At 53.4% G+C, this 12221-nt stretch carries 11 protein-coding genes; 4 read left to right on the top strand and 7 right to left on the bottom strand.

Features of this window, described 5'->3' with window-relative positions; all coding sequences use genetic code 11:
- From AGRI_RS09945 to AGRI_RS09955, 3 genes are all read right to left on the bottom strand, one after another.
- Positions 1-300 (bottom strand): MAPEG family protein (locus tag AGRI_RS09945; protein ID WP_008984812.1); only part of this gene is annotated, 300 nt, incomplete at its 3' end.
- 27 nt (positions 301-327) lie between these two features.
- Entirely contained in the window at positions 328-945 is a 618-nt protein-coding gene (locus AGRI_RS09950) for a hypothetical protein (RefSeq protein ID WP_008984813.1), read from the bottom strand.
- 65 nt (positions 946-1010) lie between these two features.
- Entirely contained in the window at positions 1011-1565 is a 555-nt protein-coding gene (locus AGRI_RS09955) for a histidine phosphatase family protein (RefSeq protein WP_008984814.1), read from the bottom strand.
- A gap of 431 nt (positions 1566-1996) precedes the next feature.
- Here AGRI_RS09955 and AGRI_RS09960 point away from each other — a divergent pair, with 431 nt between their 5' ends.
- The 3 genes from AGRI_RS09960 (at position 1997) to AGRI_RS09970 (ending at position 4878) form a co-directional block, all read left to right on the top strand.
- Positions 1997-2716, top strand: a complete 720-nt coding sequence (locus AGRI_RS09960) for a polysaccharide deacetylase family protein (protein WP_008984816.1) — start codon at positions 1997-1999, stop codon at positions 2714-2716.
- Between the two features lie 82 nt (positions 2717-2798).
- Complete coding sequence (locus AGRI_RS09965; protein WP_008984817.1) at positions 2799-4244, top strand: sensor domain-containing diguanylate cyclase; 1446 nt, start codon at positions 2799-2801, stop codon at positions 4242-4244.
- A 13-nt stretch (positions 4245-4257) separates the two neighbouring features.
- On the top strand, positions 4258-4878 hold the full coding sequence (locus tag AGRI_RS09970) for a DUF2799 domain-containing protein (protein WP_008984818.1): 621 nt from the start codon (positions 4258-4260) through the stop codon (positions 4876-4878).
- Between the two features lie 4 nt (positions 4879-4882).
- Here AGRI_RS09970 and AGRI_RS09975 read toward each other — a convergent pair whose 3' ends face one another.
- Together AGRI_RS09975 and AGRI_RS09980 are read right to left on the bottom strand one after the other, a co-directional pair.
- Positions 4883-5530, bottom strand: coding sequence for a DUF4097 family beta strand repeat-containing protein (locus tag AGRI_RS09975; protein WP_008984819.1), 648 nt, complete (start codon positions 5528-5530; stop codon positions 4883-4885).
- Between the two features lie 166 nt (positions 5531-5696).
- The gene (locus AGRI_RS09980; protein ID WP_008606521.1) at positions 5697-6755 is read right to left on the bottom strand and encodes a carboxysome shell carbonic anhydrase; all 1059 of its coding nucleotides are present in this window, start codon (positions 6753-6755) and stop codon (positions 5697-5699) included.
- Positions 6756-6949: 194 nt separating this feature from the next.
- Between AGRI_RS09980 and AGRI_RS09985 the strand changes: the two genes are divergently transcribed.
- Positions 6950-7306, top strand: coding sequence for a c-type cytochrome (locus AGRI_RS09985; RefSeq protein ID WP_008984820.1), 357 nt, complete (start codon positions 6950-6952; stop codon positions 7304-7306).
- Here AGRI_RS09985 and AGRI_RS09990 read toward each other — a convergent pair.
- Both AGRI_RS09990 and AGRI_RS09995 read right to left on the bottom strand, forming a co-directional pair.
- Entirely contained in the window at positions 7293-10505 is a 3213-nt protein-coding gene (locus tag AGRI_RS09990; protein ID WP_008984821.1) for a DEAD/DEAH box helicase, read from the bottom strand. The two genes, AGRI_RS09985 and AGRI_RS09990, sit on opposite strands and share 14 nt — an antisense overlap.
- An 81-nt stretch (positions 10506-10586) precedes the next feature.
- The gene (locus tag AGRI_RS09995; RefSeq protein ID WP_008984822.1) at positions 10587-12221 is read right to left on the bottom strand and encodes a type IV pilus assembly protein FimV; all 1635 of its coding nucleotides are present in this window, start codon (positions 12219-12221) and stop codon (positions 10587-10589) included.

Here is a 12221-nt window from a genome sequence, read left to right on the forward strand (position 1 = left end):
TTTAAGCGGTTCAGGATCCTGACTCACCCCATAAGCATGGCTTAAGCGCCCGAGCAGTAATAATGCGCCCAGCAGGTGCAACCAAAACCCGGTCAAACCGCTATATTCGGCCAGAAACAACAGCAACAGCGCAAAAGGCGTGTACTCGGCAAAATTGGCCTGCACCCGCATCGCCCGTTGCAGTGCACTATGGCCTCCCGAGCCTAATGCCACCTGTAAGCGACGGCGCTGCCGGATCACCGCCACACTTAACACCACAAACAGCACCGCCAGTAAGGCGGCATAGACTGCTGTAATCATAATTTCGCGGCTCCCGCAAAGTAGAGGTTATTCAGCATAGAACTCTGCTGCCAGTTGTTGTTTAAATTCGGCGCTTTGTTGCTGACAATAGGCAAAGGTTTGCTCCAGAATGGCGGTTTCCAGCTGGCCTTGCTGTTTTAAATTAAAGGCCTGCACAATTAACCGGGTAATTGCCGGCTTTTGTTCCTCACCTATAATCACCGCTTTAAAGTTACTCAGGGTCAGCGGTTGGCCATCCAACAGCGCAAAGCTTTGCACTACGGTGGTAGTCATATCACCACAGGCGGTAAGGTGCGTTGGGGTATTGCCTTCCTCTTCGAAAAACGAATACTCGCGATTCAGCTCAGCCGCACTAAAGCTGGCACAGCGCTGACTTACCTGCGCCATAACGGTGGTTTCGCTGACACCTTGTTGCCATAAGCCAAAAGCCTGCTCCGCCATTTGATACAGGGTGCTACCCGGCAGTAAGCCCAGATTATTGGCCGTCAGGTTAAACGGATAACCCATTTGATACCACACAGAAGTACCGTGCACTGCCGCCGGCACCTGTAATTGACATTGTAACTCTGCCGAAACAGCCTGCGCCTTACCCACAGCACAGAATAGCCCGGCACTTAACAAGGCCAGTACCACAGCTTTACCCATAGCGCGCCTCTGAATGTTGAAAAGCTGTTAACCACTATACAACAGCGAATAGGCATTGCAAGATACTAGCGCTCATCCAAACTGACGCTGGCGAGTACCTTCGCCGGCTGGGTTAGCGGTAAGGCTAAAATGGCACCGGCTGCCGATTGTGGGAAAATACCGGTCAGCGCAGTAAAATTGACCTGATGGCTGACCAGTACCAGCGGCATCTCGCCGGGTTTGGCAAAGTAGTCCAGCAGGGCCTGAGTTTGCTGTTGGCCATCACCGCGCCCGGCAAAAAATGAATTCAGCGCCGGCAGCGGTTGCACCGGCGCTATCGCCATCAACTGCGCCGTTTCCAGGCAACGGCACCACTGGCTGCTATAAAGCCGGATGTCACCACTGTAGTGCTGGCGTAATTTTTGCCCCCAGGCTTTAGCTTGCTGCCGCCCCTGTTGATTCAAATTGCGCTGTGTCTGACAGTCCTGTAACTGAAAACCGGCCGGATCACCGGTACCCGGCGCGAGGGCATGCCGTAACATTAATACCGCCTTGCCCTCACGCCAGGCCTGCCAGGCTGCATCATCGGCCACGGCAGCGGCCGAGATCAGTAATAACCAACAACAGAATAATGATCGCATCGCAAAATCCCGCTATAAATTATCTAGGGCGTGTTCACGTTTGCGGCTTGTTTTTGCAGCTGTTTGGCTGGTGTTTATACAAGGCAGAGCTTGTGATGTGTAGTTATTCTACATGAACAAGCGATAACGCAGTAGAAACGCCAGCCAAACGCTGCCCGGAGGGTTCACAAAATCTAAGTAGCAAACGTCAACACGCCCTAGCATGTACGACAAAGCTCGCGGGAGAGATTGCTGACATGCGGCGAAAAGTATGGCTAAGTTTGCTGGGCGCTATCCTGGTGCTCGCTTATTACTTCTGGCCCAGCAGCCACTATCCGGCACACTTTATCGAGCCGCACCCGGTACTGGCAGAATAAATTTTCAACATTAATTGGCAGTTCAGCTCCGATATACCAAACTGGATATTAATCTGGTTTGCACAAGGACGTTCAATGCAAAAACGCACCGCTGCTGTTACAACTGTCTCACTGTTCTTACTGCTGTTGCTCGGCTTGTATCAACTGGCGTCCTCACGGCAGTATCAGCTGTTTGGCGAGCTGATCGCCCGGGTGGAAACAGAACAGCCGTTAATTGCTCTTACCTTTGACGATGGCCCCTCTGAGCGCTATACCGCCGAGGTGGTTGAACTGCTGGCACGCTATCAAGTGCCGGCCACATTTTTTGTCACCGGCCATGAACTCGCGCGCCATCCGGAGCAAGGCCGCTTGTTGGTGCAGGCCGGGCATCAGTTGGGCAATCATAGCTATACCCATAAGCGTATGTTACTGGTATCACCGGCAATAGTGGCGTCAGAAGTGGAGCGCACTGATCAGCAAATCCGGCAGGCCGGATTTACCGACGAGATCCTGTTTCGGCCACCTTACGGCAAAAAACTGTTCACCCTGCCCTGGTATCTTAGCCAGCAGCAGCGCAAAACCATAATGTGGGATTTAGAGCCAGAGTCCGAGCCAAAGCTGGCAGCGGATCCAGAGGCGATGGCGGCGGCGGTGATTGCCAACGCCCGCCCCGGTAGTATTATCCTGTTACATGTGATGTACCAAAGCCGGCAAAGTTCGCGCGAGGCGCTGCCGCTCATTATCGAGGGGCTGCAGGCGAAAGGTTATCGCTTTGTTACTGTGAATGAATTAATCACCATGCAGGTCAGTAAATAATCAGCTACCGGCAAATAAAAAGCAGCCTATAGTCGACAACAGAAATACCGTATACACTGGAACAAAAAGTAGGCTAAAGGATATGCCTGTTACCGTGATAGCTCCCAATGCTCGCGCATTTTTGTTGCAACTGACGATTATTCTGACGTGGATTTTGTTATATGAAGCGGCAGATATTCTCGCTTACAGTCCTCATGCCAGCTTGTGGTATCCCCCGGCAGCGCTAAGCTTCGCAGCACTAACGTTATTCGGATGGCGCGCTTTGCCAGCAATTTTTATTGCCTGTGTCCTGATCAGCCTGCGTCATATTGAGCTTTATCATCCTGCGGACTCGGTGCCTTATTTACAGGCGTTGTATCCTTCTCTGGCTCACAGTTTAAGTTATCTTTGCGGCGCGCTGGGGCTGCGTACATTAGTCATCAGACAACACCTGCGCTACACAGGTATCGTGGTCAGCTTTTTAATTCTGGCCGCGTTGGCGGCTTTAGCAGCAGCACTAAGTGGTGTTTGGTCATTGCAGTGGGCCGGCTTACTCAGCGATAGCGAGCGCTCCGCTATCTGGTTGGGATGGTGGCTCGGCGATCTGGTCGCAATCCTGTCGCTGACACCGCTGCTGTTTCTGTTGCTGGATAAGCTAAATGGTGCACAAAGTGTCGTGCGGATTGGCCGTTTGGTACCTGCTATTCCGGGTAAGTGGCGAGACTATGCCTTTAAGCTCTCCCTGGCACTTATCGCGATCTGCTGCTCGATGTTGTTAGCGCAACAAATTCGTCAGCTGGAAATCACCTTTTTAATTTTCTTCCTGATTTTACCCGCCATGTGGCTGGTTTATACCGAATCGGTCTGGCGAAGTTTCAGTGGCCTGGCACTTATCAGCCTCGCTATTGTGGTACTGATGCGGGTACTACAGGTTACTGATTATGCCGCCGTTTATCAGTTCACGATTGCCATGATTTCCGCCAGCATGTTGTATGGCTCGGCAGTGCCGTTGCTGCATGCGACCAATCAACAACTGAAACAGAGCCTGACTATTGATCCTCTTACCGGCATACTCAGCCGGCAAGCCTTTATTGAACAAGCCGAGCTGGTAATGGGCCGTGCCGGACGACGTAATACCAAGCTTTGCCTGACGGTGCTGGATCTTGATCATTTTAAGCGCGTTAATGACGTACTCGGTCATCAGGTTGGTGACCAGGTGCTACAGCAGGTGTGTCGAAAACTACAAACGCAATTGCGACAACAAGATTTACTCGGTCGTTTTGGTGGTGACGAGCTAATGTTACTCTTGCCGGAAACCAATGCTGTGGAAGCTGCGCTGTTGTGTGAACGTTTACGACAAAGCATTGAAAAGCTGCAGATTAAAGTAATTGACCAACAAGTGACCGCAAGTTTTGGTATTTGCGAACAACAACCAAATGAGAGTTTTAATCAGTTGTTTGCCCGGGCAGATAAAACACTGCTACAGGCGAAACAACGTGGTCGAAACCGGATTGAAATCATAGCAGCAGACGATTTTGCGACTTTATAAGGGACAACCCGAGATGTTGAAACAAATTTTATTACCACTATGCTTAATCAGTCTGCTACTGGCTGGCTGTAGTAGCCTGGACCAGGCGGGTTGCCTAAATGCCGATTGGCGTACGCTCGGCTTTGAAGATGGCATTAAAGGCCGCAACGAGAGCCAGATCAGCAACTATCGTCAAGACTGTGCCAAACATGGGGTCACACCGGATCTGGCCGCTTATCGAGCTGGCCACTATGAGGGTTCAGCACAGTTTTGTACCGCCAAAAATGGCTTTGCCCAGGGTCGCAACAATCATCGCTATCAGAATAGCTGCCCACCTGAATTCGCCAGTGCTTTTATGGCAGGTTATCGGGATGGCCAAACGCTGTATCAGGCCAAAACTCAACTTGACGGTGCGCATAACGAGTTACGCGACATACAACAGGAAATCTATGAACTGGAGAGCAGTATCGCCAAGCTCAATGAGCAGCTGGTCGCAGACGGCCTGACTCGCGAACAACGAATTACGATCCGCGATGAGTTAGCCAAACTAAATGAAAGTCTGGGACAGGCCAATCTGGTGAGAGATGAGCTGGCGGCGGCTATCATCGTCTATCAGAACGAATTTAGCCGCCTGCAGCAACACTTTAGCTACTAGATACCTAGTACTCACGCACCACCCGGGCAACCAGACTGGCATTTTCCAGCTTTAGCTGTACCGGCTGACGCAGGATAATTTTCCCTTCCACACGCGAGTCGGCACTGATGGTCAGAGTCGGCTGGTTGCTGTCATCTTTACCAAACCAACCGCTTTGACGTTTGCGCTCAGCATAAATCAGATCGCCCTTTACCACTGTCCCCGCCAACAGACTGATATTGCCGTTTACAGTTTCCAGCTTGCCGCCGACTTCGCTGCCGCTTAAACGGATACTGCCATTGACCGTACTGATATCGGCTTTAATGGTCGAGCCCGCCGCCGTTTCAATACTGCCATTCACTGTGCTTAAACCACCTTGTACCGTTAAATTTTGTGCCGCTTTAATACTGCCATTCACCGTTTCGGCACTGTCAATCTGTACCTGCTCCGCCAGACGGATGCTGCCATTAACGGTGGAGACCTTGCCCGCCCGGCTTTGTTCATTCAGGCTGATACTACCATTTACCCGCGAGACATCGCCTTGCTGCGCCGTGCCCTGATAACTCCCATTGGTCTTTTCCGCGGCGTCAACCACGACAATGCAGCCGCTTAACAGGCCGCTAAACACTAATACCGGCACTAACCATAGTTTTTTATTTTTTACGTTATGCATTTTATTATTCGCCTCTGTTTTAACCTGATTGATTGCTATCGACCGGTTAATGCAAATTTACGGCCAAAATTTATAGCAAATAAAAACAGATACTTATACTGCACCAATTCAGCAAGCCGCCAGGCCAAAACCACTATTTAGTAAAAATCACCAAGTTTTAGCCAGCTTATAACCACTCCAGCCGCCGCTCTGGCCAATACATCACGGCACTGCGGCTTTGCAGCAGCGGCAATAATGCCGGTTCCTGTTCGGCAATCACCGTTTTAGCAAACTGACAGAAAAACGCAGCCTTTAACTCAGCGCGGCGTCGGTCAATGCCGGCCTGTTGATAAGGTACTGAGGCCAGCAGTAAGACGCCATCTGCCGGGATCCGCTGCTGCTTGATATTATTGAGGATGATCGCGGCGGCCTTTTTCACCGGCTGCGACAGGTCCGGGCTAAAGGGGCCGATAATGAGGGCAATATTAGGCACATGCAGAAAATCAAAGCCACGCCCCAGACAGAGCATCCACTCCCGATGCTCAATATCCAGCTGCCGCCGTTGTTGCCGCTGCAAGGCGCTGTGCCGCAAATTACCGAGCAGCAGAGGCAGTAAATCACGCTGCATCGCCGCTGGCAATAACGGGCAGAGCTGTTGCAACAAGGCCGGTAACTGCGGGCTCAGGTCCGGACTGTACTGGCTTAAATCCAGCATCCGGCCAGTACTGCCATGCAATACCAGCGCGTCGCTATCGGTTTCAAAACCAACCACCAGCGCATAACACTGCTCACTGGCGGCAAAAATGCTCTGTAGCTGATCGCGGATCTGCAGCGCCTGCGCCAGTGCGGCATCACGATCATGTTGAAAGCCGGCACAGCCGCGCTCTCTGGCACCGGCTGAGAAATGATAGCTAATCAGTACCAGCACCGGTCGGCCCTGCGCCAGCGCTTGATTGATATCATCACACAGCAAATCGCCCAGATACGGCCAGCCAAGGTTAAAAATGCCACCCAAATTGCGGTAGGGCTGAATAATCCCCAGCGGCGTTTGGGTAGCATGCGGCAGGTGGATCCGGCCATCCATGCATTTTAGCGCAATAATTTTGGTTGGATGCTGCGCCAGATAAGCCTCGCGGGCAGCGGTGCCGGCAATAAAAGCCGCACTATGCCGGCTGGCTAACTGCTCCAGCCAGCTTAGCCGGTCTGCAAAGGGTTGTTGATGCAGCTCTGGGGTAGCGTCTGACATAGGGCATCCGTTAAGTTAAGCTGCATTAACCATAACAGAAAAATAGCAGGGCTTGTTGGCGCTTGCTGCTGCAACTTTAGTCGAGGTGCAGAGTGTGTCACTACCCGTTTTGGCTAACTGGGCAATAGTAAAATTTTATGGCAGGCTAGGGCATATTGATGTTTGCTGATTCAGCTTAAAAAAGGAACGGAGTAATGCGCTGTGGTTTGTTATTAGGAGCAGTATTGGGTTTAGCGGCCTGCGGTAAGCCCGCCCCTGAGCCGGAGTTAACGGCACGTTTTACGCCGGAACAGCAGCAGTTACTGCAGCAGGGCAGCCTGCGTGCACGCAGTTGCGCAGCGTGCCATGGCGCTAATGGTATCTCGCGCCAGGCGTTATACCCTAGTCTGGCAGGCTTGCCAGAAGCACAGCTGGCTGAGGCATTGCAGCAATATCGCGATGGCAGTCGCAAACATGCGTTAATGAGCCCGCAGGCGCGCGGCCTGACCGATGACGATATTACGCTGCTCGCCGCTTATTATGCGCTGTTGCCCGGCCCTAGTCAGCCATAAACAGCGCCAGCAGATCCTCGGCATTCCCCTGCCATAGCTGGCCCTTACCGCTGCTCAGCAGTTGATCGGCCAGTCCCTGCTTGTATTGCTGCAGTTGTTGGACTTTTTCTTCTACCGTATTGCGGGCAATCAGTTTGTACACAAAGACCGCTTTATCCTGGCCGATGCGGTGGGCGCGGTCAGTGGCCTGATTTTCTGCCGCCGGGTTCCACCAGGGATCATAATGGATCACGGTGTCGGCAGCCGTCAGGTTCAGGCCGGTACCACCGGCTTTTAAACTGATTAAAAAGACTTCTGTTTCACCCTGTTGAAAGGCATCAATTTGTTGCTGCCGGTTTTTGGTCTGGCCGGTTAACTTACTGTAACTGATGCCGAGAAATTGCAGCTCTTGCTCAATCAGGTACAGCATGCTGGCAAACTGGCTGAATAACAGTACCCGCCGGCCTTCTTCAATCATTTCCGGCAGATTCTCCCGCAACCAACTGAGCTTGGCGTTATGCCGCACCAGCTGCGCCTGCTCGATCGGTACCAGGCGGGCATCACAGCAGGCCTGACGCAGTTTCAGCAAGGCATCCAGAAACTCGATCTGGCTGGCGGCAACGCCTTTACGCAAAAATAGCTCCCGCACCTTGGTTTCCATAATCAAGCGGATACTTTCATACAGGTTGCGCTGATCGGCTTCCAGCTCCAGCAGCTGGACAATTTCGGTTTTCTCGGGCAACTCTGCGGCCACCTGACGTTTGGTGCGGCGCAGCATAAAGGGAGCCACTTTTTGTTTTAATGCCTGTGCCCGCTCGGTATCGGCATGTTTCTCAATCGGTTTGCGATACACCTGAGTAAAGTGGGCTTCGGTGCCAAGCAGCCCCGGCAATACAAAGTCAAACAATGACTTTAATTCACCCAGGTGATTCTCCAGCGGCGTGCCCGACAAGGCCAGGCTAAAGTCGCGTTTTAACGCCCGCACGCTCTGCGCGGCCTGACTGCCGGCATTTTTAATATGCTGGGCTTCATCCAGCACCACCACACTAAAAGCGTGCTGCCGGTACAGCGGCAGATCCCGCACCAGCAGCGGATAGCTGGTCACCAGCACATCGAACTCTGCCAGTTGCTCAAACAAAGGCCGGCGTTTGGCACCGTAAATTTGCAGGACCCGCAGCGCTGGGGTAAAACGCGCCGCTTCATTCTGCCAGTTGCCAAGGAGTGAGGTCGGGCAAACAATCAGCGCCGGCTGGGTTAAACGCCCCTGCTGCTTTTCGTGCAACAAGAAACTTAAGGTTTGCAGGGTTTTACCCAAGCCCATATCATCGGCCAGAATGCCGCCCAGGCCAAAGTGGCGTAAAAACACCAGCCAGTTTAAACCCTGCTGCTGATAGCTGCGCAGTGTCGCCTGCAAACCTGTTGGCAGCGGCACCTCACTAATACCCTGAAAATTGTGTAACTGCTCGTTCAGACGCTGCAGGCGGTTGGCATTCAGATACTGAATTTCCGCCGCGCCGGGTGGCGGCAGGATCGCGGCTTTATAGTCTGGTAACTCCAGCGTTAGCGGCGATTTCTGTAAGTTCAGCAGCTCAACGATGGTATCAATCAGCGGCTGAATTAATGCCATCGGGATCGCCAGTTTGCCCTGCGGCAGACTCAGCCAGATGGTTTCACCGGCGGTGGGCAGGCCATAATGCCGCAGATACTGACTAATTAACGGTAATAACGGCACCTGCTGACCACTGACATCGACCTGGATCGCCAGCTCAAAACCGCTTTGTTTACCGTCACTGACCTGTAAATAGGGCTTGGCATCCAGAATTTGCAGATTAAAGTCACTGTCCTGCTCTATGCGCCAGCCTTGCTGCCGCAGTTCGGGCAAAGCTTCCAGCAACGGTTGCCATAGCTCTGGATTATCCGGCCCATCCCCTATTGAGAAGGCGCTGAGCGTATTCGCCGGTGCCGGCAGTTCACAACTGACCAGCCCCAGTGCCAGCAATTGCTCTAAAGCGGCCACTTCCACGCCACGCTGGCGCAGCACAAAGATACTCTGCGCTGCCGTTACGATCTCGGTTTGCCGCTGCTGTAAATTCAGCGGCAGCCGGTGGGCGCCATAATCAAAGGCCAGAATAGCGACGGGTCTGGCCGGCATTTTCGGTTGCTGCACCCGCATTTGCAGTGCCAGCACCGGTACCGGTGCCACATCCAGTTGACTGGCGGCAGCGCCCTCCGGCAGCGGTAAGGTGACTGCCGGGAATAGCTTTTGCAGCTGGCCCAGCCGCTGGGTTAGCTGTGCCGGCGGGATCAGTGGCATCTTACTCAGCAGTTTTAACTCGCGCCCCGTTAATGCCGTATCCAGCGGGCCCAGTTCATAATGATCGGTATTGATAAAACAGGGCGGTTCGGTAAAGATTGGCTGGTTCGCCTCATCTTCTGCGATCTGACACTGTAGCCGTTGTCCGCCACTGCTGGCCTGCCAGCTCAGTTGCAGCGGTCGCGCCTCCTGCCAACTTAAGGGTTGCCGGGCTTCGCCAAAATAGCAGCGGCCGGTTGCCAGAAATGCCTGTAACAACTCATAACCCCAGCGGCCCTCAAGCAAATGCTGGTCCTGTTGATTGTGGGAGCGGAATAACGTCAACAGGCGGTAGTCTTCTTCGGCCAGCCAGCTTGGCGGCTGCGGCGCGACCAGATCGTACTTACCCAAAGGCTGGCCTTTACTGTAGCCGCCTTTTTTCAGCACCTTGACCCGTCGCGGATAAAGCTGCAAACCACTTTGGCCATAACTCAGTAAATACAGGACACTTTCTTCGCTACTGGCAGCATCAGGTTCACGTACTCTGGCTACTTCGGCAAACCAATTGTCCAGCTGTAACAGTGGCATTTGTTTGATCCGCAGTTGCTGCTGTGCATAATCGCGCTTTAAGCGCAGCAGTACGGCCAGCACATGCTTACAGCGGCCGCCGACCGGGCAACTGCAGCTATCTTCTAACTGCCACTGCCCTTGTTGTTCACGCAGACTGATTTTTTGCCGGTAAGGGGCAAAACCGGCGCCCCACACCTGGGCGCTGATTTGACTCAGATCGTCGTTGTATTCCAGTTTCAGCACTTTACCGGCCTGCAAATAAGCGCGGGCACGATGGACCGTCGCCGGATCAAACCACTGCAGCAGCTTGGCATCCGACAATGGGAAATTGGTATCAACAGGATCTTGCTCAGACACGTTTTTCTCGGCGTTACACAACAGGCAAAAGACCTATGCTACCGTAAAGGCAGCACAGACCAAAGCCTAAATAACCAGAAATCAGAAAAAGTAGGTCAGTTGCAGCGCAAGATAATCATCACGACGCAGCCAGAACAGCGCATCTTGCGGGTTATTACTCTGAAATAGCCAACCGTTCAGGCTTAACCGCAGGCTGTCAGTCAGGCGCAGGGCGCCCTCCAGCTTGATGCTGCGGCTTTGTCGCTGATCCAGATCCTGCAGCACACCAAATAAAAACTCGGTGCCGGCAATATCATTCAGCGCCAGCCGCCAACCGAAGAACAGATCATTCTGCCCCGGCAGGGTCGCGGCCTTGCCGCGGCTATCGTACTGATATTCGGCAATCCAGCCCAGATCCCAGCTTTGCCCAAAGACGCCGACCCGGGTGTATTCAAAACCACCGGTAGCGGCAACATAGTCAAAAGGCCCGCTACGTCGGTAAATCGACTCCAGCTTCCAGAGCCAGTCGCCCTGCACCCATGACAAATCCAGCCCGTACTGCTCCATCTGGTAATAAAGTGGTTGTAACCCGGCATTTGCGGTAGGTACTAAAACCGGCTCGCGGTTATTACCACTAAAAAAACTCAGCCCCAGATCCAAACCGGCAAAGCGCTGGCTATAGCGCAGGGCAAAGTCCAGATTATGTTTACCGGAGCTGGATTCATACCAGGCCAGGTCATGGTTTACCGGCAGCGGCGGACTAAGCCGGCCCTGTGGTGAGGGGAATAAGCGTTCGCGAAAATACGGCAGTACAAACAGATCCAGGGTGCCGGCAGTACCACTGCGTCTGAGTTGCAGCATCGGCTGCCCCAGTTTGGCTTCCAGCTCAACGCCGGCGACTAGATCGCTTTGATTCAGTACATCCACCAGATGTTGTGATTCGGTTACCCCCCAGAATAGCGTATCGATACCGGCCTTAAATTCCCAGCCATCACCGATATAGCGCCAGTAAGCCTGCTGCAGATCGACCAGATTGCTGTCACTGTCAGCTCTGTGCCAGCGCAAATACGGCTCCAGATTAAGCTGATGCTTGCGACTGGCATCCTCATACGACCACAGCGCGCGATAACTTAACAGCTGCTGTGAGCGCTCGGCTGCTGCCAGGCCCCGGCTGGCAAAAAAACGCTGTTCAAAACCCAACTCCTGCTGCAAACGGCTGGTGCTGCTGGCAACTTGTGGTGCCTGAGCGGGTGTTACTGCAGGAGATGGTGCAGGACGGGGTGCTGTTGCCACAGGTTTAGCCGGTTGTGCCGCAGGGCGGATTGGCTGCAGTACTGCCACGGCTGCCTCAGGCTCCGGCGCGGTGGCACCGGGTTCAGGCTTAGCCGGTTGGGCAGCGGCTATGCGGGTTGGTAATGGTTGCTTCGCCAGTTCGCCGTAATACCATTGATGCGCCTGTTCCGCCGGAGTGGTCAACATTTGCTCGCGGCTTGGCACCTCTAACCGGGCGCCTTTTAATAAATAATGCAAATTCTGGTCGCGAAACGCGGCCGGGTTATGCTGCCACAGTGCATAAATCACCTGCGGCATTGTTACCTGCTCATCGGGGCGCGCCGCCAGCGCCAGCCGCCAGAGTGTCGTATTGGCATCGACCGGCCCCAAGGTGGCAGCCTGGGCCGGCTGTTGTAATGCCAGCAACAGTAAACCGATAACGCTAACGCGACCTAATATCTGCAT

Source organism: Alishewanella agri BL06 (assembly GCF_000272005.1).
GTDB lineage: Bacteria > Pseudomonadota > Gammaproteobacteria > Enterobacterales > Alteromonadaceae > Alishewanella > Alishewanella agri.

Excerpts from the sequence above, each read along its gene's own strand:
- AGRI_RS09975 (WP_008984819.1), bottom strand. The coding sequence starts at position 5,530 with ATGCATAACGTAAAAAATAAAAAACTATGGTTAGTGCCGGTATTAGTG.
- AGRI_RS09985 (WP_008984820.1), top strand. The coding sequence starts at position 6,950 with ATGCGCTGTGGTTTGTTATTAGGAGCAGTATTGGGTTTAGCGGCCTGC.
- AGRI_RS09950 (WP_008984813.1), bottom strand. The coding sequence starts at position 945 with ATGGGTAAAGCTGTGGTACTGGCCTTGTTAAGTGCCGGGCTATTCTGT.
- AGRI_RS09970 (WP_008984818.1), top strand. The coding sequence starts at position 4,258 with ATGTTGAAACAAATTTTATTACCACTATGCTTAATCAGTCTGCTACTG.
- AGRI_RS09980 (WP_008606521.1), bottom strand. The coding sequence starts at position 6,755 with ATGTCAGACGCTACCCCAGAGCTGCATCAACAACCCTTTGCAGACCGG.
- AGRI_RS09965 (WP_008984817.1), top strand. The coding sequence starts at position 2,799 with ATGCCTGTTACCGTGATAGCTCCCAATGCTCGCGCATTTTTGTTGCAA.
- AGRI_RS09995 (WP_008984822.1), bottom strand. The coding sequence starts at position 12,221 with ATGCAGATATTAGGTCGCGTTAGCGTTATCGGTTTACTGTTGCTGGCA.
- AGRI_RS09960 (WP_008984816.1), top strand. The coding sequence starts at position 1,997 with ATGCAAAAACGCACCGCTGCTGTTACAACTGTCTCACTGTTCTTACTG.
- AGRI_RS09955 (WP_008984814.1), bottom strand. The coding sequence starts at position 1,565 with ATGCGATCATTATTCTGTTGTTGGTTATTACTGATCTCGGCCGCTGCC.